Below are 22,590 nucleotides of genomic sequence, written 5' to 3'. Positions count from 1 at the left end.
CGGTTCTATTGGGGGAAACGGGTTTGCCATTGCTGCCACAGCGGCGGGCGGTGACGATCAAACACCGCCTCGATCCGGGCCGCCAGCGCGATCAGCGCGGCCTCGGCCCCCCGGCGGCCAATGATCTGGAGGCCAACCGGCAGGCCATCGACCAGATCGACCGGGATCACGACGACCGGATGACCGGACAGCGAGAACGGCGTGGTGAAGCCGATACCGGCCTCCTGATAGGGGATGCGATGCGTCCCGGCCGGGATACTGCGCTGCGCCAGTGGCAGGCGGGGTGGCGGCAGTTGCGCGAAGGCGGTTACGGCGGTCACCGGGCATAGCAGCGCATCGGTGGTTTCCAGATGCCGGTCGATGGCGGCAACCGTGGCCTCGCGCGCGGCTTCGGCCTGCCCCGCCGGTATCCCGGCCAGCCCGCGCAACAGGGCCTGCCGCAGCGGGCGACGCGGTGCGGCCAGCGCCAGCAACCGCAGCGCCAGCCTTTGCCAGCCGCGCAGATGCGGCGCGGCGGCGGCCATGAGCAACCCGCCATAACCCTGCCAGGCGGTGCGAAAATCCAGCGGCGCGGGGCGGGTCTGCGCGCCCTCCTCCGCCAGCCATTCGGTCGCGCGGCGCATCGCCTGTTGCGTGCGCGGGCACAGCGGCAGCGGTGCGCCGGTCACCAGTCCCAGCCGCAGCGGACCTTGCGGGGCGGTTGCGGCTGGCTGGCCGGACAGGGCGGCGAAACCGGCGGCCAGATCGGCGCAATCGCGGGTGAGGAAGCCGCCGCTTTGGAACGGCGGCGGCGCGGCGCCCTCCAGCGGCGGGATATGGCCCGCCATGTCAAAGACCTCCGGCCCCGCTTTCAGCGCGGCCACCCCGCAGAAAGCTGCCGGAATGCGCAGCGATCCGGCCAGATCGCTGCCCAGATCCAGCCGTGACAGGCCGGTCAGCACCGCCACCGCCCCGCCCCCGCTGCTGCCGCCGGGGGTGCGGGTCGTGTCCCACGGGTTCAGGGCGGTGCCGAAAACCGGGCTGGCGCATTGGATGTCGCCGCAAAGCTGCGACAGGTTGGTCTTGCCAAGGATCACCGCGCCGCTGGCCCGCAGCCGCGCCACCAGCGCCGCGTCGCGCGCGGGGATGTGACCGGCCAGCGGCGGATGGCTGGCCGTGGTGCGCAGCCCGGCGGTTTCATAGCTGTCCTTGACCGTGACCGGCACACCGAACAGCGGGCCATCGGGGCCTTCGCCCTCCGCCGGTGCGGGCGTGACCAGCGCGACCAGATGCGCCAGCCCTGCCTGCCGCGCCACCATCGGTCGGGCATGCAGCAGCCGGTCGCCCGCCGCGCGGGCCGAGCTGGCCAGTTGATCGAAGCCGCCGTTCATCCCCACAACTCCCTCAGGCGGGCCGGGACGGTCATAGCCGTATCATGCAGAAAGAAATGCCCGCCGGAAAACCAGTGCACCGCGCCCGGCTCGGTGCTTTCTTCCAGCCAGCGCGGCACGGTTTCGGCGGGCACCTCCGGGTCGTCCGGCGCAGCGAAAGCATGGATCGGCACCGGCAGGCGCGGCATGGCGCGGTAGCTGTAGCCGTTCAGCATGGCGAAATCGGCGCGCAGCATCGGGGTGAGCAGCCGCATCATCTCGGCATTGCCCAGCACCTCGGGCGGGGTGCCGCCCAGCCCGGCCAGCCGGTCCCGGAACTGCGCATCGTCCAGCAGGTGCAGGTCGTCGCGGTCCAGCGCGCCGGGCCAGCGACAGCCGGAGGCGACCATCAGACCGGGGCGGCGCAACTGCATCATGGTGCAGATGCGCAAGACCTCGAAGGCCAGAACCGCGCCCATGGAATGCCCGAAAAAGGCGAACTCCGCCGCCCCCGCATCACTGGCGATGGCGGCCGCGATCTGCATGGCGGCGGGGCGCATCTCGGTCAGCGGTGGCTCCTTCAGCCGCAGCCCGCGGCCCGGCAGGTTGACGACGGAAAGCGCGATGTCAGGCCCCAGCGCCGCCGACCAGCCCACGAAAGCCGCCGGATTGCCGCCCAGATAGGGAAAGAGGTAGAGCCTGCGCCGCGCCTGCGGCTTGGCAATCTCCAGAAGCCAGGGCGAGGCCATCACGCGCCCTCCGCATCGGTGACGATCCGGCCATCGGCCAGCTTCACCACCCGGTCGGCGCAGCCGAAATAGGCGTCGTCATGGGTGATGACCAGCACCGCCTTGCCGCGTGCCTTCAGCTCGGGCAGCAGTTCGGTATAGAATACCGCCTTGAACACCGGGTCCTGATCGGCGGCCCATTCGTCGAACAGATAGACCGGCCGGTCCTCCAGATAGGCCGAGACCAGCGCAAGCCGCTTGCGCTGCCCCGTCGAAAGATCGGTGGTGCTGAGGCATCCGTTCCGCACCGTCACCTTGTGCGCCATGCGCAGATCCGCGATCAGGCTGCGGGCCTTTGCCTCCATTCCCGGGTCGTCGCTGCCCGGCAATTGCTCGAACAGGTGGAAATCGGCAAAGACCGCCGAAAACGCCTGCCGATAGCTGGCAAGCGTGGCCTCGGTCACCGGCTGGCCATCCACCGCGATACCGCCGCCCTCGGGGTGGTAAAGCCCGCACAGCAGCATCGCCAGCGTGGTCTTGCCGCTGCCATTGCCACCGACCAGAAACACCACCTCGCCCCGCCGCAGCGTCAGGTCGATGGGGCCGAGCGTGAACACCCCGTCCTCGGAGTCCCGCGCATAGCTGTGGGTCACGCCGCGCAGCGCGATGTGATCCTGCACCGGCATCGGCGGCGGAAGCGTCGCGGCCGGGTCCAGATCGGCGGAAAGCTGTTCGATGCGTTCCAGCGCCACGGCGGATTGCCGCAGGGCGGGCAGGCTGATCATCACCTCGCTGACCGGCCGCACGAGATAGAGCATGAGCAGCACCGCAGGCAGCATGTCGCGTCCGGTCAGCCCCGGCATCAGGAACAGCACGACCCCGATGACCAGATAGAACAGGCTGTTGCCGATGTTCACCACCCAGATATAGGCCGACATCGCGCCCACATAGCTGCGCGCCACCCCGGCGGCGGCAGGGCCGATCACCCGGTCGATGTAATGCGCGCCGCGCGGGCTGTTCAGTTGCAGCTCTTTCGCGCCCTCGATCAGCGCGCGCTGGCGGATGTAAAGCTGGTCGATTTCCTCTCGCAGGCGGAAGATGCGGGCGATCGGGCGCCGCTCGGCCAGTTTGAACAGGCTGGCCCCGACCAGAAGGCAGGCAAAGACCGCCGCGCAGATCTGCCAGTCCACCCAGGCGAGATAGCCGAAGCAGCCAAGGATCAGCAGCAGGTTGCCGATCAGCAGCGGCACAAGCTGCACTGCGCCGACGAAACTGTCCATGTCGCGGGTCAGGATGGTCAGCAGCGGTTGCCGCCCGATTTCCTGCAAGCGGATCTGCGGGGTCGCCAGCAGGCGCCGCGCCAGCGTCAGCCGCAGGTCCAGCAGCACCTTCTGCGCCAGCCGGATCAGCCAGACCTCGGACAGCACACGCAGGCTGAAATGCACGGCGGCGGCGGTAAAGAAGGCGACGGCAAGCGCAAGGCTGCGGCTTTCGGCCTCCAGCGCGCGGCTGATGACGATGGCCATGATCGCGGCGCCGGCCCCGCTGGCAAGGCTTGCCAGCACCGAAAGCGCGGCCCCGCCCGGCGCGGCGCGGAACAGGGTGGACAGCAGGCGGTTCATGCCGGGTTCCTTGCGCAAAGGGTGGTGCAGCCCGCAGGGCCCAGATGCCACCGAACATCGCTGACATCGCCGCCAAAGGCCAGATGCAGCCGGTCGGCAGCCATGCCCGCCACCGTGACTTCGTGAAATTCCAGCATCCGGCCGACCTCGGCCGCCACCGCCTTGTAAAAGGCTTCCTTGGCGGAAAAGACGAGGGTCAGGAAGGCGGCGAAGCCAAGGCCCGCAGGCCGTGCGGCGGTATCGCCGGGGGCGAGGATCTGCCGCGCCAGCGCGGGCGCCTCTGTTTCGGGGATCGGCTGTTCGCAATCCACCCCCAACTGGCGATAGTGGCGCGAGACGACCGCCACGGCGCGTCGGTCATCATGGCTGATCGACCCGGCGACACCGGGGGGCCAGACCGGGGCGCGGTCGGAACGGCCAACATGCTCCGCCGCCTCGAGCCGCCGCAGCGCCTGCGCCGCCGCCAGCCGCCCGGCCAGAAACTCGCGCCGCCGTTTCGCCACGGCAGGCCGCAGGTCGTCCGGCAGCGCAATCCGGAACGCCCCGCCCGGATCGGTGGTGACCGTCAGCCCCTGCGGATCGGGCGGCAGCGCATCCAGCGGCAGTTCCGCCCAGATCAGGCCGGGCAGCGCGAAGGGCGCGTCGGAGGAAAGGGCAATGCGCGTCATGTGGCCAGCAGATAGGGAAAGGCCGGGGTTGTCAGCATCTGGCGCAGCCGGGTCAGCCCGGCTTCATCGGGCATCGGCCCCAGACCGGCCAGCACCTCGGCCATGCTGCGCTGCCCGTCACAGGCCAGATAAACCGCCCGCGCCTGCGGATCGGCGGGCAGCGCCGGGGCGGGCAGCGCGGCGCGGCGCGGGCTGGGCTGATAATGCCCCTCCGCCCCCAACACATGCGACACCACCTCGCACCGCGCCGGGGCAAAGCTGCGACGCAGGAAATCTGCATTCACCTCGGCCCGCGTGCGGCGCTTCGGCCCGTGGCCGATGTAGAACCACAGCATCGGCGACCGCTCCTGCATCAGCAGGTTCGCCACCTGCCAGCGTTCCAGATCCGGCAGCCGGTTGAAGGCTGCGGCAGAGGCGCCGGTCAGCGGCGGCTCCCATCCGAACTGGCCCGACAGCCGGTCGAACTGATTCACGCAAGGCTGCCACAGCACCAGCCCTGCCCCGGCACAAAGCGCGGCAAGGGTTTCGACGGAATAGCTGAATTCCACCGGCTGAAGCAACGAATCCGCCACCGCCGGTTCCGGCAGTCCCCGCTGCGCGGCAAGGAAATCGGCCATGGTGCCGGGCAGCGGAAAATCCGCCACCATTTCCTGCGCCATCGGCAGTTCCGCCTCGATCAGCCCGCCGCGCCCCCCGGCCCCGGAAAGCAGGCGGATCGCCTTCTGAAAGGCGGTGGTCTGGATGCGGTGATAGTAATTGTAGACCATCAGCTCCATCACGCCGCCCGGCTTCAGCGCCCGCGCCAGCCGTGCCAGCGGTTGCGCCGGGTCGGCATTGTGATGGATGACGCCGGTGCAGATCACATGGTCAAAACGCGCTTCATGCGGGGCATCGTTCAGGCTCGCCTGTTCCAGCCGAAGGTTGGTCAGCCCCAGATCGCGGGCCGAAGCCTCGGCCAGCGCCAGCGACCGCGCCGAAAGATCGGTGCCCAGCACCCGCGCGCCCGGAAAGCGGAGCGCCGTGATCACCGCCTGATTGGTGCCGCAGCCCGCCACCCAGATCTCGCCGTCCGGGGGCAGCGCCGCGCCGTCGAAATCCCCGGCCTCCTGACACAGAAAGCGCGGGGCGAAGGTGGGGTCGGCATGGCCGGTCAGGCTCAGCGCGCGCCAAGGATAGTTGAAGCGGCCGTAGAATTCGGCGTTGATCCGGTCGATTTCGGCGGCATCAAGGTTGTCGGCCGCATTGAAGGACAGATGCCCGGTCATTCTGCCGCACTCCTGCTGGCTGTCGTCATCAGTTGCGCAATCCCTTCGGCCAGCGTCCCGGCGCCTGTCCCCTGAAGGATCGAGAAGTGATCGCCGGGCAGAACCGTAGTGGCAAGGCCGGGCAGCAGCGCCTCCCACGCCGCGCGGCGCAGGGCGATCTGGCCCTGCCCTTCCGCCAGCCACAGCCGGGCCGGGCAATGCAGCGGCGCCCCCGGCACATGGCTGGCCAGCGCCCGGACATTGCGCGCCCAGACGCGGGACAGCGCCTGAAGATAGGGCTGCGCCGCGGGCTCTTCCCCGTCTGCCAGGCCAAGCGCACGGCGATGGGTGATCTCGGCCAGAAAATCGCCCTCCTCCGGCCGGTCGGCCTGATGCGGGGACGGCGGGTCGATCAGGGCAAGGCCCAGCACGCGGTCAGGCGCCTGCGCCGCCATTTCGCAGGCCAGCACCCCGCCATAGGACCAGCCGCCGAGCCAGACCGGCCCGTCAGGCAGCCGCGCCAGCAGCGCGCTGGCCTGTTCGCGCAGGGTGGCTTCCGGTAGCTCGGCGCTGTGGAAAGCCGGATCATCCAGCGCCAGCATCGCCGCGCCCCCCCGCATCGCCTGTGCCAGCGCGCGGTAAGAGGCGACATCGCCGCCCACCGGATGCAGCAGAACCAGCGGCGGCGCCGCACCGGGCCGCAGGCATATGGGCGCGCCGGGCACAGCTTCCGACGGGGCCAATGCCGCCGCCAGATCGCGCAGGCTCAACCGCCCCGACAACAGCGCGGCGGGCGGCTTCGTGCCCAATTGTTGCTCCACCGCGTCCAGCAGATCGAGCGCCAGCAGGGAATCCCCGCCCAGATCGAAGAAAGAGGCCTCGGGATCGACGCGATCGACCCCGAGGAACCCGGCGAAGATCTGCGCCAGATCGGGCGCGGCAGGCGCGCGCGGCGGCTCGGGGTCCAGCAGCATGGGCAGGTCGGGCGGCAGCGGCGCCACCATCAGGTGCGGCAGGCCAAGCGCCACGGCGCGGCGCAGCACCTGCATGCCCTCCCCGACCGAGATCGCCCCCGCCTCCAGCCGCCCGGCCAGATCGGCCATGCGACCTTCCAGCCGCGCCGACATGCCAGTGCCCTGCCAGGCCGGCCAGCCGACCGAGATCACCTTTGGCCCTGCCCCCCCCGGCTGGCTGTCGGCAAGCCCGTCCAGCCAGGCATTCGCGGCGGCATAATCCGCCTGCCCCGGCGCGGGCCGCTGCGCGGAAAGCGAGCTGCAAAGCAGGATGAACCCGTCGGTCAGCGGCGCCAGATGCCGAAGGATCGCCCGCGCACCGTCGCGTTTGGGCGCCAGCGTCGTGGCGAAAGCCTCGGGCTGCAACAGCGGCAGCGCGCGGCCCCCGGCCAGACCGGCGGCATGGATCACCCCGGCAAGGCGCCGCCCCTGCCCCGCCAGATCGGCGGCGAGCGCGGCCATGGCGGTGTCATCGGTCACATCCGCCGCGATATGCCGGATGCGCGGGCCCTGAACCCCGGTTCCGCGCCGCGACAGCAGCCAGACCTCGCGCCCCGGATCGGTGGTCAGCGTCTCGGCCATGGCGCTGGCCATGCCGCCACTGCCGCCGGTCATCAGATAAAGCCCCGGCGGCAGGTCGGCTTCAGGTGGTGTTTCGGTGGGCATCAGCGCTGCCTCGAACAGGCGGCCCCCGCGCAGGGCGATCTGGCGGAAAGGCGCGGGATCGGCGGGGGGCAGCAGATCGGGCGCCGCCCCATCCACCAGACCCAGCCGCAACCCCGGCAGTTCCGCCGCCGCCGCCCGCATCAGCCCGGCCAGCATCGCGCGGTCGGGATCGGTGGTGCCCTCTGGCCCGAAAGCCTCGCTGACCAGAACCCAGAGCATCCTCCCCGCGTCGCGCAGGCGCCGCCCCTCGGCCCCCAGCAGGGCCAGCAGCGCCGAGGCCGGATCGGGGCTGTCGCGCAGATCCAGCACCAGTTCGGACGCCTCGGGCAACGGGGTGCCCGGCCGGCAAACCGGCCGCTTTGCCGCAACGGGCACGGCGGCGCAGCGCCGCCAGACGGGTTGCAGGAACCAATCCTCGAAAGGCAGCCGCGCGGGCGAAGCCTCGCCCGACAGCGCGGGATGGATGTAATCCGTCAGGTCGAAAGCATAGGGCGGCAGATCCCAGGCCGCGATACCCGCCGCCGGGGGCAGATGCCGGGTCGGCATCCCCTCGACCCAGGCGCGTGCCAGAGCTTCGACCGTCTGCGGCACCGCGCCGGACCAGTCGGTAACGCGCCGGGGCTGCGCCAGATCCAGCCCCGCCACCGCGGCATCTGCCGTATCCGCGACGACCGCCGCGCGCCACGGCAGGCCATCGCGCAGCCCACGCCGCAGCCCCGCCGCCACGGCCGCCAGATCGCCCCCCCCGGCGAGGTGATCGGCCACCGCCATCATCCGCGCCCGCAGCGCGGTTTCGGAATGCGCGGCAAGGCACAGCAGATGCAGGGGCGACGGCACGGCGGGCCGCCGTTCCGGCGCCGGGCCAAGCACGACATGCGCATTGGTGCCGCCGATGCCAAAGCTCGACACCCCGGCCAGCGGGCGATCCGCAGGCCATGGGCGCAGGTGACGCGCCACGGCGAAAGGCAGGCGCGCGAAATCCAGCGCCGGATGCGGCGCGGCAAAGCCATGGGTCGGCGGCAGGCTGCCCTGCATCCGGCCCAGAACCGCGCGGATCAGCCCCGCGACCCCGGCCCCGGCCCCCAGATGGCCGATCTGGCTTTTGACCGAACCCAGACCGATGGCCCCGGCCGGTTGTCCGGTGAATACCCCTGCCAGCGCCTCGACCTCGATCGGGTCGCCAAGTGCCGTGGCGGTGCCATGCGCCTCGACATAGCCGATGTCGGATGGCCCGGCCCCCGCCGCCGCCAGTGCCGCCGCAATCACCGCCTGCTGGCCCTGCACCGAAGGCGCGGCGAAACCGGCCTTGCGCCGCCCGTCATTGTTGATGGCGCTGCCCTCGATCACGCCAAGGATGCGGTCGCCCGCCGCCTCGGCCGCCGCCAGCGGTTTCAGCACCAGAAGGCCCCAGCCGCTTGCCGGAACCGTGCCCTTCGCCTGATCCGAGAAGGGCGCGCAATGGCCATCGGCGGAATGGATATGCCCCTCCTGCCAGGAATAGCCCGCCGCCGCCTCCAGATCGACGGCCACGCCGCCCGCGATACAGACCTCGGCCTCGCCATTGCGCAACAGGCCACAGGCCTGATGCACCGCGACGAGCGAGCTGGAACAGGCGGTCTGCACGGTCAGCGCCGGGCCATGCAGGCCCAGAAGATGCGCGATGCGGGTGGCGAGGAAGTCCTTCTCATGGATCATCGCCAGCGCCGCATCGCCGATGCCATGCGCGGTATCGCGCAGCAGGGCGCGGTAATAGCTGCTTTCGCTGCTGGAAAGCACAAGCCCGACCAGCCCCGCAAGGGCCGGGTCGATCCCGGCATGATCCAGCGCCTGCACCGCACCCATCAGCAACTGGCGTTGCTGCGGGTCCATCAACAGGGCGTCGCGCGGGCTCAGCCCGAAACAGCCGGGGTCGAACCCGGCCGGGCGGTCCAGCATGGAAACCGCATTCACATGGCCGGGCCGGTCAGAGGGCGCGACGCGGATCGCCTCGGCGCCCGAGCGGATCAGCGCGGCAAAGGCGGCCAGATCGGCGGCCCCCGGCAGGCCGACTGCCATGCCGATGATCGCGATACGCCCCTCGGCCCGCGCACGCAGCACCGGCGCGGGCGCCACTGGCGCCGCCGTCTGGTCGATATGGGCGGCGAGGTCCGCAAGCGTCGGGAAGCGGAAGAAATCCACCATGGCCAGATCGGGCGCCACATCCCGCAGCAGCCCATGCACCCGCATCAGCGCCAGCGAACCGGCGCCTGCATCGAAGAAATGCAGGTCAGGCGGGATCTCCTGCCCCAGCACCTCGGCAAAGACCTGTGACAGATGCGCCAGCGTCTGCGTGGCGGGCGCCTTGGCAACAGGCTGCGCCACTTCCGGCGCGGGCAGCGCCGCACGGTCCACCTTGCCCGAGGGCGACAGCGGCAGTGCCGCGCAGGCGATCAGACGCGCAGGCCGCATATGGGCGGGGAGCGTCGCCGCCAGATGCGCCTCCAGCGCCGCAAGATCCACCCCTTCGGGTGCGATATAGGCCAGCAGATGCTCGCCCCGCACCACCACGGCCGCCGCCGCGACATCCGGGCGATGCAGGATCGCGGCCTCGATCTCGCCCGGCTCGATCCGATAGCCCTTGAGCTTGATCTGGTCGTCATTGCGGCCCAGAAACACCAGATCGCCCGAGGGCAGCCGCAGCGCCCGGTCGCCGGTATGATAGCTGATCTCGCCCGCCGCATCAGGGCGGAAGCGTTCGGCGCTGAGGTCCGGGCGATGCAGATAACCCGGCGCGACGCCGATCCCGCCGATCACCAGCTCGCCGGTTTCCCCCCATGCCGCCGGGCTGCCATCCGCGCGGCGGACCGACAGGCGCATGCCCCGGATGGCGCGGCCGATCACCATGGCGCCGCCATGTTCGGGGACGCTGCCCCTTTCCGCCCAGGCCACCGCACAGCCCACCACGGTTTCGGTCGGCCCATATTCGTTGACCACCCGCGCAGCCGGCAGCAGATCCAGCAGCCGCCCGACCGTCGGCGCGGGCAGTTGCTCGCCCCCGACGATGAACAGATGCGGCGTGTCGGCCTGCCGCCCCTGCCCGTGCGCCAATAAGGCGGCGACATGGGCGGGCGTGACCTTGAACAACAGCGGCTCCGCCCCGAAGGCCAGCGCCGCCAGCGCCGGGATCAGTTCCCCCGCCAGCACATCGACCCGCCGCCCGGCGGCCAGCGGCCCCAGAAGCGAGGTCACCGTGGCGTCGAAATTCAGCGAGGTGCTGACCACCCCCGCCCCCAGCGGGCCAGAGCCGAAATAGGCCGCCGCAACGTGATCGAGGTAATTGCCCAGCCCGCGATGCGGGATCGGCACACCCTTGGGCCGCCCGGTAGACCCCGAGGTGAAGATGACATAGGCGATGCGGTCGGGGTCGAACGCGGGCAGCGGCGCGGTGCCGCTGCCTTCGGGCGGATGGCGCGTCACATGGGCGGGCAGCGCCGCCGCGCCGTCGGTGATGACATGGGCAAGGCCGGTATCCTCGATGGCGATGGCCAGCCGGTCGGCGGGGTAATCCGGATCCAGCGGCACATAGGCCGCGCCCGCGCGCAGGATGCCAAGAACCGCGGCCAGCAGCCCGATCCCCGGCCGCAAGGACACGCCGACCAGATCGCCGGGCCGCACGCCCGCCGCCTGCAACCGTGCCGCAATCCCCTGCACCCGCAGGTCCAGCGCCGCGCGGCTGATCCGTTCCGCCCCATGGGACGCGGCAATCGCCTGCGGATCGGCGCGGCGGTCGGCCTCGATCCGGGCCAGCAGGTCTTGCGCGGGTCGCAGATCCTCCAGCCGCGCGGGCAGGTCCACCAGTGCCGCCAGCACCTCGGGATAGACCTGCGCCATCTGCCGCGCGAAATCGTGGTCGAAGCGCGTCAGGTCATGCTCGATCTGGCACGACATCCCGGCACCCTCGCCCGCACCCTCGGGCGTCACGAACAAGGTCAACGGGAAGCGCGGCACCACCTTTTCGGGGTAGCGGAAGCGCGCCTGCACGCCGGGCAGGCGGTATTCGGTGTTTTCCAGCGCGAACATCGTGTCGAACAGCCCGCCACGCTGCCCGGCTGCCCGCAGATCCTCGACCAGATGGTCATAGGCGAGGTCATGCGCCGCGCGCATTGCCGCGACCTCCGCCTCCGCCGAGGTCAGCCAGTCGCCGGTCGCGGCCCCGGGGTCGATGCAAAAGCGGCAAAGCTGGGTGTTGACGAACATCCCCACCGTCGTGTCGAACCCCGGCGGGCGCAGGCCGACCGGCAGGCCGATGGACAGATGCCGCCCCAGCCCCATGCGCCATTGGCACAGGGCAAAGCCCGCCAGCAGCAGGGAAAACAGCGTCTGCCCCCGCCGCGCGGCCAGCGCCTTCAGGCGGTGGGTCAGTTCGGGCGACAGATCGAAGCCCAGCATCCGGCCCGTCGCACCCTCGGGCGCATAGAAGGCGTCCGCCTCGGGCTCTGGCGCGGCCAAAAGTCCGGTCACGCGCGCCTTGCGCATCGCGGCGTAATCCGTGCTGGCCTGCCGTGCGGCCTGAAGCGCCGGATAGGCGGAATAATCGCCCGGCGCCGCCTTAGGCACCTCGCCGCGATAGAGCGCCGCCAGATCGGCCAGCAACAGGTTCAGCCCCGCGCCATCGACGACGATATGATGCAGGCACAGCAGCAGGCTTCGCCCCGACACCCCCGCACGCAGCAGACAGCCTTCGGCCAGATCGAAGGGCCGGGCGAAGAACGCCTCGGCCTCAGCCACCTGTTCCAGCGCAACGGCGCGCGGCGGCGCGATGCGGACCCGCAGCCCGGCCCCGGTTTCAACAAAGACTGAACGCAGCGCGGCATGGCGCGCCAGCAGCGCATTCAGCGCCGCCTGCATTGCCGGTTCGTCGATGGCCCCGGCGAAATCGAACCGCAGCGGGATGGAATAGGCGGTGGAGCCGGGCAAAACCTGCTGCATCAGCCAGAGCCTGCGCTGTTCCGCAGCGGCGGGGTAATCCTCTTGCGGCGCGGGCAGCGGCTCCGCCTCGACCGGGCGGGCCTCTGCCAGAACCGCCTCCAGCGGGCGGTCGGACAACAGGTCGGACAGGTCAACCGCGCGCCCCTCGGCCCGCAGGCGCAGCATCAGCCGCGCCGCCGACAGGCTGTCGCCGCCCTGCGCCACGAAGCTGAGCCCCTCGGGCAGCGGCAGGGCGCGCAGGGCGGCGCGGTCGGTCTTGCCGTTCTCGGTCAGCGGCAGCCGGTCATGCAGCGCAATCCGGGCGGGCAGCATATAACCGGGCAGCCGTTCGGCCAGCGCCAGCCGCAACCAGGCCGCAGTCTGGCCGGGGGCCGCGACATGGGCCACAAGCTGCGCCTCCTCCAGCAGCACGGCGGCCTGTTCCACGCCCGGCACGGCCAGAAGCTGCGCCTCGATTTCCGGCAGTTCGATCCGCTGGCCCCGCAGCTTCACCTGATCGTCCAGCCGCCCGCCGCATTCCACAAGCCCCGCCACGATCCGGCCCTGATCGCCGGTGCGGAACAGCCGCGAGCCGTCTGGCCCCGGCCGGAACCGCGCCGCCGTTTCCTCGGCCCGGCCAGCATAGCCCAGAGACAGGCCCGAACCGCCCAGCCAGATTTCGCCCCAGTCCCCTTCTGGCACGGGGTGGCGCGTATCGCTCAGGATCGCAACCGTGGTTTCGCGCAGCGGGCGCCCCACCGGCACACTGGCCGGATGATCCGCCCGTGCCCAAAGCGCCGGGTCAATGCGGTGCCACAGCGCGAAAGTGGTGCATTCCGTCGGGCCATAGCAATTGGTCAACCGGCATTGGGTCGCCGGATGCGCCGCCAGCAGCCGGTGCAGCAGCCCGGCATTCGCCTGCTCGCCCCCGAACAGCACATCGCGCAGCCCCAGCAGAGCCTCGGGCTTTTCGCTGGCCAGAAGGTTGAAATACGAGGTGGTGAGGAACGCCGTCGTCACCCCGTCCGCCACCAGCCGCGCCGCGAAACGGTCGAGGTCCAGCACTTCGGCCGCATTGAAAGGCACCAGAGTCGCCCCGTTCAGCAGCGCGCCCCAGATCTCGAAGCTCAGCGCGTCGAAGGCGGGATTTGCCAGATGCGCCACCCGCGACTGCGGGCCGATCTCGCAATAGTCCGGCTGCCGTGCCATGCGCAGCAGGCCGGGTTCGGCAATGGCCATGACCTTGGGCCGCCCGGTGGTGCCGGAGCTGTGAAACAGGAAGGCCGCCTGCCCCGGATCGCGGGTCAGCGCCGGCAGGGGCAGATCCCCGGCAGGCGCGTCAAAGTCCGCAGCTTCCATCCCCCGCCAGGCGCCTTGCGGCAGCGGTGCCAGCCCGGCATCGGTCAGCACCAGCGTGGCGGCCGCTTCCTCCAGCAGCATCGCCAGACGCGCGGGCGGCTGCGCGGTGCCGACCGGAAAGACCACGCCGCCCGCCTTCAACACACCCAGAATGGCGATGACCAGCCGGGTGGACCGCGCCATGCGCAGCGCCACCACCTGCCCCGGCCGCAGCCCTTCCGCGCAGAGATGGCGGGCGAAATTGTCGGATGCCGCATCCAGCGCCGCATAATCCGGGCCGCCCAGAATGGCCGGATGCCCCGGCGCGCGGGCCACGTTTTCGCGGAAGGCAAGAACCAGCGCGCTCATTTCATCCCCTCCGGCGGCAGCAGCCGCCCGTCCAGAACCTGCACGATGATCCGCCCGATCCGTTCCACATCGGCACCTTCCAGCAGGGTGGAATGATCGCCGCCGGTGACCTTGAACAGGAACGGCCCCTGCGCCCGCAACTGCCAGAAGAACCGCAGCAGCCGCAGTTGCATCCGGTTGCGCCCGTCGATGGCCTGCACCAGCACGACACGCCCGCGCGTGGGCTTGAACTCCCACTGACGCGAACACAGCGTGTTGTGGTTGTAAAGCGCGTGATACTGCGTGACCTGTGCGTCCTCGATGCCCGGATACATGCCGTTATAGGTGATCAGCTTCTGGCGGAATTCTGCCGCGTCCGAGGTGCGGGTATCCTCCCGCACGGAAGGATCGTCGGTGCCCATCGCATCCAGCAGAACGGCGGTGACATGGGTGATGCCGCGCTGTTCCAGCCGCCGCACCATCTCATAGGCGACGAAACCGCCGAAAGAGGCGCCGGTCAGCACACAGGGCCTGTCCAGCAGATGTTCGACCAGCCCGATATAATGATCGGCCATGGCGCCGATGTCGGGCAGGAAGGACTCGTCCGGGTCCACGCCGACCGACTGCACCCCCCAGACGCCCAGATCCGCGGGCAAGACCCGTGCCAGCGACAGATAGCCGTAGGCCGTGCCGCCCGCCGGGTGAATGCAGATCACATTCGCCTGCCCGTCGCCGGGCCGGAAGCAGACCGGATTGACCGAATGTGACCGCCCCTTGCCGCCCCGGATCAGCGCGGCCAGCGCCTCGATGGTGGGGTGGGCGATGATCTCGGTCGTGGCCAGCGTCGTGCCGAAGGCCGCGTTGATCTGGTGCACGGTCTTGATGGCCGACAGGGAATTGCCGCCAATGTCGAAGAAATTGTCGCGCAGGCCGATGTCGGGATGCAGCAGAACCCCCGACCAGATGTCGTAAAGCCGGTGCTCGGTCACATCGCGCGGGCTGGCGGTATTCACCTGACGCGGCCCGCCGCCATCCACCGCCGCCAGCGCGCGGCGATCCACCTTGCCGCGTTCGGTCAGCGGCAGGTCATCCAGCCAGACGAAACGGTCGGGCAGCATGTAGCTCGGCAAGACCTGCGCCAGCGCGGCTTGCGCGCGTTCCTGAAGGCTGTGACGGTCCTGCCCCGGCGCGGCCACGCAAAAGGCCACCAGCCGTTTGTCGCTGCGCACAGCCAGATCGACAAAGGCCGCGCGGATACCCGGCTGGCGCAGCAATTCGGCCGCCACCTCCTGCGGTTCGATCCGGTAACCCCGGATCTTCACCTGAAAGTCGTTGCGCCCCAGACAGTCGATCAGCCCGTCGGGCCGCCAGCGCGCCAGATCGCCGGTGCGATAGAGGATCTCGTGCCCCGGCGTGGCGAAAGGATTGGGCACATAGCGTTCCGCCGTCAGTTCGGGCCGGTTCACATAACCCGGCCCGACATAGGGGCCGGACAGGCACAATTCTCCCACGATGCCCTCGGGCACCAGATGGCCGCGCGCATCGAGGATATAGCAGTTGGTATTGCTGTTCGGCCGCCCGATGGGCGGAGGCCCGATCTCGTCCGGGCCAAGGACGTGATGCACGGTAAAGACCGAGGCTTCGGAGGGGCCATAGATGTTCAGCAACGGCAACCCCCGGTCGCGCGGCAGGCAATAGCCTTGCAGCCGGTCGCCGCCGGTCGAGACCCATTCGACCGAGGCAGGCAGGTCCAGCCCGGCGGCGCACATCGCCTCCATCAGCCCGGTGGGCAGCCAGAAATGCGTCGGCTGAAGCCGGTCGGTCGCCGCCTGCAACAGATCGCGGTCGCGCAGCACCGCATCGGGCTGAAAGCCCAGCGTGCCGCCCACGGTCAGCGTGGGCCAGATTTCCCAGATGATCGCATCAAAGGCCGGATTGGCGGAAACGGTATGCAGCGACTGGCGGGTGATCTTGCTCAGCCGGGTCTGGAACAGACAAAGGTTATGCAGACCCAGATGGGTGTTCAGCGCCCCCTTGGGCTGGCCCGTGGTGCCCGAGGTAAAGACGATATAGGCAATCTCACCCTGCGACAGATCGGGGTTTTCGGGGCTGTTCGCCCGCCATGCGGCATCCTCGTCGATGGCCAGCATATCGGGCAGGCCCAACCCTTCGGCGCGCGCGCGGGTGGTCAGCACCAGCTTTGCCCCGCAATCCTCGACCATGCGGCGCAGACGTTCCGGCGGGGCATCGACCGGCAGTTGCGCGGGCGCAGCCCCGGCCTTGTTCGCCGCCAGCAACGCAATGACCATTTCCGCACAGCGCCCGGTGGCCACGCCGACCGGATCGTCCGGGCCAAGGCCCAGCCGGTGCAGATGCCGCGCCAGCCGGTTGGCGGCGGCATTCACCTCGGCATAGGTCAGGCGGCAATCGCCGTCGATCAGCGCCAGCGCCTCGGGGGTGGCAGCCGCCCAGTGTTCGAACTGGCGGAAGGGCGTGGGGGGATTGTCCAGCGCGATCACCTCGCCCCGGCCCAGATCCAGCAGCCGTTCCGCCTCGGCCGGGGAAACCACCGGCAGATCGCCCAAGAGCGTTTCCGGGGCGGAAGCCACACCTTCCAGCAGCGACAGGAAGCCCCGGTTCAGCCGGGAAATCCCTTCGGCGGTGAACAGGTCGGTGGCATAGGTCCAGTCCAGATGGATCGTATCGGCCCCGTCCAGCACCGCGAGCGACACCTCGTATTTCGCCGGGGTCAGATCGGGGTCCAGCGGGCGGAAATGCAGACCCTGCGGCAGCGCGGGCACCTCCGGCTCCGGCTGGCTGAGCGAGAAGGCCAATTGCACCAGCGGCGCGCAGGACAGGCTGCGTGGCGGGTTCAGCCGCTCGACGATCAGTTCAAAGGGCAAATCCTGATGCGAAAACGCCTCGGCCACGCGGCGGGCGCAATCCTTCAGGAAGGCGCGGAACGGCAGGTCCGGCGCGGGGCGCGCGCGCAGGGGCACGGTATTGACCAGAAACCCCACGAGGCTTTTCAGTTCCGCCCGCTCCCGCCCGGCGACCGGCGTGCCGATCACCAGATCGTCGGCCCCCGACCAGCGGTGCAGAAGCGCGACATGGGCCGCATGCAGCAGGGTGAACAGGCTGACGCCTTCGGCCCGCGCGAAGGCCCGCAGGCGCTGCGCCAGATCGGGGTCGAGCCGCGCCACCAGCCGCGCGCCCGCGCTGCCCAAAACCGGCGGGCGCGGCTTGTCGGTCGGCAGGTCGTGGACATCCGGCACCCCGGCGAGCGTTTCGGCCCACCAATCCGCCAGTGCCGCGCCGCGCCGTGCCAGCAGGCGGCGCTGCCAGCGCGCGTAATCGGCAAACTGCACCGCAGGGGCGGGCAGCACATGACCCGCGTAAAGCTGCGCCAGTTCCTCCAGCAGGATCGCGTTCGACCAGCCGTCGGTGGCGATGTGATGCAGCGTCAGGAACAGCACATGCTCCTCGGCCGCCAGCCGCACCAGCCGGGCGCGCAGCTTCGGCTCGGCCGCAAGGTCGAAGCGGTGCCGCGCCTCGGCCTGCCCCAGCGCGGCAACTTGCGCCGCCGCATCCGCCGCCTGTGACAGATCGGTAAAGTGCAGGTCCACCGGCGCGGGCGGCAACAGATGCTGAAGCGTGCCGGCGTCGCTTTCGCGGAACACCGTGCGCAGCGCGTGGTGACGCTCCACCAGTGCCGAAACCGCGCGGGCCAAGGCCGCATGGTCCAGCGCGCCGGTCACCGCCAGCACCATGGGCACGGCGTAAAGCCCCGCCGCCGCCTCCATCTGCTCGATCACCCAGAGCCGCGATTGCGAGAAGGCCAGCGGCTCCGCCGCCACGGGGGGGCCGGGCAGGATGGCATCTTCCTGCGTCGCGGCATCCTCGGCCAGCCGGGCCAGCCAGTCGGTTATCTGGCCTTTCTGGGCGCGAATCCGTTCCAGCAGCGCGGGCGGCACACCGCCGCGCGCCGTCACGGCCAGCGCGCCATCCTTCAGCCAGAGGCGGACCCCGGCCCCCTGGGCCTCGCGCAGAATATCGGCGATGGTCATAGCAGGATCGTCTCCGTCTCGGCAGTGTCGTCTTCGGGTGGGGCGGTCAGCCCCGTCAGCGCATCCATGGCAACAGCCAGCCCCGCCACCGTGGGATCGGCCAGAAACAGCCGCAGCGACAGCACAACGCCGGTTTCGCGCTGAAGCTCCGCCAGCAGGCGCAGGGCAAGGATGGAATGCCCGCCGATGGCAAAGAAGCTGTCGGTCACACCCACCTGCGGCTGGCCCAGAAGCCGCGCCCAGATTGCGGCGATGGTTGCTTCGGAGGGGCTGCGGGGTGCGATGCGCGGGGCGGCGGGGGCCGTCTCGGGCATGGGCAGGGCCTTGCGGTCCGCCTTGCCATTGGCCGTCACCGGCAGCGCAGCCAGCGGCGTGATCGCCTCGGGCAGCATATGCGCGGGCAGATGTCGCGCCAGCGCCGCACGCAGGGTGTCAGGTGGTGCATCGCCCGCCACCCATGCCAGCAGGCGCATCGTGCCATCCAGCCCCGGCGCGGCCAGAACCACCGCCTGATCGGCCCCCGCCGCGCGCAGGGCGGCCTCTACCTCGCCCGGCTCCACCCGGAAGCCACGGATCTTCACCTGATCGTCGGCCCGGCCAAGGTAATCCAGCGCCCCGTCGGGGCGGAAGCGCGCCAGATCGCCGGTGCGATACATGCGCGCGCCGGGCGGGCCGAACGGGTCGGGCAGGAAGACCGCTGCCGTCAGATCGGGGCGCCCGACATAGCCGCGCGCCAGCGCGACCCCGCCGATATAGAGATGCCCCGCCACCCCCGGCGGCACCGGGTCCAGCGCGGCATCCAGCACATACATCCGCACATTGGCGATGGCGTGGCCGATCGGCACCTTATCGCCCGCATCCCCGGGCGCACAGGTCCAGGCCGTCACATCCACCGCCGCCTCGGTCGGACCATAAAGGTTATGCAGCCCCACCCCCGGATGCGCCCGGTGGAAGGTGGCCTGCGTCGCGCGTGGCAGCGCCTGCCCCGAACAGACCACGCAGCGCAGCGAGGGCAGCGCGCGCGGCGCCGCACGGTCGAGGAACGCCTCCAGCATCGGTGGCACGAAATGCAGCGCGGTCACCGCCTCGTCGCGGATCACACGCTCCAGATAGGCCGGGTCGCGGTGGCCTTCCGGTTCCGCGATGACCATGACCGCCCCGGTCATCAGCGGCAGGATCAGCTCCCATACCGAGACATCAAAGCCCAGCGGGGTTTTCTGCAACACCCGGTCCCCGGGGCCAAGGTCATAGGCCGCCGCCATCCACAGCAGCCGGTTGACGATGGCCCGATGCGGCACCGCCACCCCCTTGGGCCGCCCGGTGGAACCGGAGGTGAAGATGACATAGGCGGTATCCTCGGGCCCGGCCAGCGGCTCGGGGTTGTGGTCGGGCATGTCTTGCGGCGCGTGCTCCGGCCCGATCAGCATGACCTCCACCCCCGGCAGATCGGCGAGATGCGGCTGTGCCAGCACCAGAACCGGCGCCGCATCCTCAAGGATCATCGCCAGCCGCGCGGGCGGATAATCCGGCGGCAGCGGCACCCAGGCCCCGCCCGCCTTCAGGATCGCCAGCACCGCCACCATCATCTCGAAGGAACGGTCCACCGCCAGCCCGACGCGGCTGTCCGGCCCGACACCCCGCGCCCGCAAGGCATGGGCCAGCCGGTTGGCCCGCGCATTCAGCGCAGCAAAGCCGAGGCTTTCGCCCCCGAACCGCAGCGCAGTCCGGTCGCCTTCCGCGGCAATCCGGTCCTCGATGATCCCGACCAGCGTTTGCCCGGCCTGCGGATAGCGCGTTTCGGTCCGGTTCCACCGGGCCAGCAACGCCCGGTCCTCTGCCGGGATCAGCGCCGCCACGCGATGCGGCGCGGCCGGATCGGCCAGCATGGCCCGCAGGATCGCGCCATAGCTTTCGGCCATCCGACCCGCCAGACCGGCGTCAAGCCGCGCCGGATCATGGGCGAAATCCACCACCAGCCCGTCGCCTCCCAGCACCGCATGCACCCCGAGCGCGAAATTCGTCGCCTCGAAAGCCGTCATGCCGCGCAGCGCGGGCGTGCCATCGACCCCGGCCATGCCGGCCAGCGCGTCCTGCACATGGAAATGAATGAAATTGAACATCACATCGAAGGGCGGCACATGGCCATTCGCCTCTACGATGGCGGCCAGCGGGTAATGGCGATGCGCCGCCAGATCCACTTCGGCCGCGAAGGTCGCGCGGGCCAGATCCTGCCAGCTTTCCTGCCCGAGCCGCAGCCGGACCGGCAGGGTATTGAGGAACAGGCCCAGCATCTTTTCGGCATCGCGCGCCTCGGGCCGTGTATGGGTCACGAGGCCGGACACCACATCCGCGGTCCCGCCCCAAAGCGCCAGCATCTTCAGATGCGCGGTCAGCAACAGGCTGCGCAGCGGCAGGCCCAGCCGGTCGGCCAGCGCGCGCAGATCAGCCAGAACCTCCGGCCCGAAGCGCAGCCCCACCCGGCCCGGCGGCGCATCCGGGGCGGGCGGCGGCAGGCGCAGCACCTCGGCATCCTCCAGCAGCGCCGCCCAGAAGGCCCGCGCCCCGGGCGCGCGCAACGCCGCCTGTTCCGCCACCGCCGCCAGCGCCGGGGTCGCCGCCAAAGGCGGCAGCCCTGCGATCTGACCGGCGCGCGCCTGCTGCCAAAGCTGCATCAGCTCCACCTGCATGGCGGCCACGCTCCACCCGTCCAGAATGGCATGGTGGAACCCGAGCGTGATCTGCACATCCGCAGCCCCGCGCAGATGCATCATCAGGCGCAGCAGGGGTGGGGCGCTGATCGCGAATGGCCGCGCCTTTTCGGCGGCAATATCCGCCGCAATCGCGGCTTCGGCGTCAGGCTCCGCCATGCCCGACAGATCGCTGACCACCAGCGGCAGCGCGACCTCCCGGTGCACCTGCTGCATCGGCCCGTCCGCCCCATGCAGGTCAAAGCTGCTGCGCAATACCGGATGCCGCACGGCAAGCGCCCCCAGCGCGGCGCGGAAAGCGGGCTCGTCCCAACCCAGATTCAGGCGGAAGCTGAAGACGTCATGATACACCGCCGCCTCGGCCGCCACCTCACCATGGAACAGCATCCCCAGTTGCAGCCGCGTCATCGGCCATGCGGTTTCCAGATGCGCGGGCAGATCGGCGGGCGGCAGATACGCCGCCACCGGCGCCGCGCGGCCCACGGCACCCGCCAGTCCACGCAGGGTCTGGTGACGGAAGATCGCTTCGACCGTGACGGGCAGCCCCGCCTCTGCCGCGCGGGCGGCCAGAGTCACCGCCCGCATGGAATCGCCGCCGCTGGCAAAGAAATTGTCCAGCGCACCCACAGACTCGCGCCCCAGAACCTCGGCCCAGATCGCGGCCAAAGCCTGTTCCGCCGCACCCTCGGGCGGCACGAAACCCGGCTCTGCCGCCGCAGGCTCGGGGTCCGGCAGCGCCGCCACATTCACCTTGCCATTGGTGGTCAGCGGCAGGTCCGGCAGCACCACGAAGGCGGCGGGCAGCATGTAATCGGGCAGATCGCGCGCCAACGCCATGCGCAGGGCCAACGGCTCTTGCGGCGTGCCACTCGCCAGCCAGGCCACCAGCCGGTCTCCCCGCAGCCGCACACAGGCCGCCGCGATGCCTGGCAAAGCCGCCAGCGCCGCCTCGATCTCGCCCGTCTCGATACGGAACCCGCGCAGCTTTACCTGCGCGTCGGCCCGCCCGACATAGTCGAAGCCGCCATCCGCCCGCTGCCGCGCCACATCGCCCGAACGATACATCCGGCTGCCCGGCGCGCCCCAGGGATCGGGCACGAAGCGATCGGCCGTCAGATCGGCGCGGTTCAGATAGCCGCGCGTCACCCCCGGCCCCGCCACGCAGATCTCGCCCGGAATACCGGGCGGCACCGGCTGCAAACCGGTATCCAGCAGCCGGATTTGCAGATCGGGCAGCGCCACCCCGATGTCGGCGGGCCGTCCCGGATCGGCGCTCAGTTCCAGATGCGTCACATGCACCGTCGTCTCGGTGATACCATACATGTTCACGAGCTTTGGCTGCCGGTCCCCGTAAGCCGCGAACCACGGCGCAAGCGCGGCCCAGTTCAGCGCCTCGCCGCCAAAGATCACATGCCGCAGCGCAAAGGCCGGCGGCACCGGCTGGCGCGCGCAATGCGCGGTCAGTTGCTGGAAGGCCGAGGGCGTCTGGTTCAGCACCGTCACGCCTTCGCGCAGCATCAGATCCGCAAAGGCACCCGGATCGCGCGTCACCACACGCGGCACGATGACAAGCCGCCCGCCATGAAGCAGCGCCCCGAACACCTCCCAGACCGAGAAGTCGAAGGCGAAGGAATGGAACAGCGTCCAGACATCGGTTTCATCGAAACCGAACAGCGGCCCGGTGGTGGAAAACAGCCGCACCGCCGCCCTGTGCTCGACGCAGACGCCTTTTGGTTTCCCTGTGGAGCCTGAGGTGTAGATGACGTAGGCGGCGTTTTGGGGGGTTGTTCGGGTTTCGGGCGGGGTTTCGGGGAGGGAGCGGGCTTCGGGCTCGCCCGTTTCGGGGGCGGGGTGGGTGGCGAGGGTCAGGACCGGGGCGGGGGTCAGGGATT

The 22,590-nt window shown here is 70.3% G+C and carries 8 protein-coding genes; all 8 read right to left on the bottom strand.

Annotated elements, in window-relative coordinates; all coding sequences use genetic code 11:
* Positions 1-5: 5 nt before the first annotated feature.
* Positions 6-1,370, bottom strand: a complete 1,365-nt coding sequence (locus D2N39_RS19560; RefSeq protein ID WP_119136470.1) for an amidase — start codon at positions 1,368-1,370, stop codon at positions 6-8.
* Entirely contained in the window at positions 1,367-2,098 is a 732-nt protein-coding gene (locus tag D2N39_RS19555; protein WP_119136469.1) for a thioesterase II family protein, read from the bottom strand. Before D2N39_RS19555 ends, D2N39_RS19560 begins: the two co-directional genes overlap by 4 nt.
* Positions 2,098-3,699, bottom strand: a complete 1,602-nt coding sequence (locus D2N39_RS19550; protein WP_054301240.1) for a cyclic peptide export ABC transporter — start codon at positions 3,697-3,699, stop codon at positions 2,098-2,100. Before D2N39_RS19550 ends, D2N39_RS19555 begins: the two co-directional genes overlap by 1 nt.
* The gene (locus tag D2N39_RS19545; protein WP_119136468.1) at positions 3,696-4,367 is read right to left on the bottom strand and encodes a 4'-phosphopantetheinyl transferase family protein; all 672 of its coding nucleotides are present in this window, start codon (positions 4,365-4,367) and stop codon (positions 3,696-3,698) included. The genes D2N39_RS19550 and D2N39_RS19545 overlap by 4 nt, the downstream gene beginning before the upstream one ends.
* On the bottom strand, positions 4,364-5,632 hold the full coding sequence (locus tag D2N39_RS19540; RefSeq protein WP_119136467.1) for a class I SAM-dependent methyltransferase: 1,269 nt from the start codon (positions 5,630-5,632) through the stop codon (positions 4,364-4,366). Before D2N39_RS19540 ends, D2N39_RS19545 begins: the two co-directional genes overlap by 4 nt.
* Positions 5,629-13,944 carry a non-ribosomal peptide synthetase gene (locus tag D2N39_RS19535; protein WP_119136466.1) on the bottom strand — a complete coding sequence of 2,772 codons (8,316 nt, stop codon included), beginning with the start codon at positions 13,942-13,944 and terminating at the stop codon, positions 5,629-5,631. The genes D2N39_RS19540 and D2N39_RS19535 overlap by 4 nt, the downstream gene beginning before the upstream one ends.
* On the bottom strand, positions 13,941-17,990 hold the full coding sequence (locus tag D2N39_RS19530) for a non-ribosomal peptide synthetase (protein ID WP_119136465.1): 4,050 nt from the start codon (positions 17,988-17,990) through the stop codon (positions 13,941-13,943). Before D2N39_RS19530 ends, D2N39_RS19535 begins: the two co-directional genes overlap by 4 nt.
* A partial coding sequence (locus D2N39_RS19525) for a non-ribosomal peptide synthetase (RefSeq protein WP_147373520.1) occupies positions 17,987-22,590 on the bottom strand: 4,604 nt, incomplete at its 5' end. The genes D2N39_RS19530 and D2N39_RS19525, both read right to left, overlap by 4 nt.

This window comes from Gemmobacter lutimaris (assembly GCF_003570715.1).
GTDB lineage: Bacteria > Pseudomonadota > Alphaproteobacteria > Rhodobacterales > Rhodobacteraceae > Gemmobacter > Gemmobacter lutimaris.
Note: the sequence above shows the minus strand (reverse complement) of the source record. Positions and strands in the feature narration are given on the sequence as shown.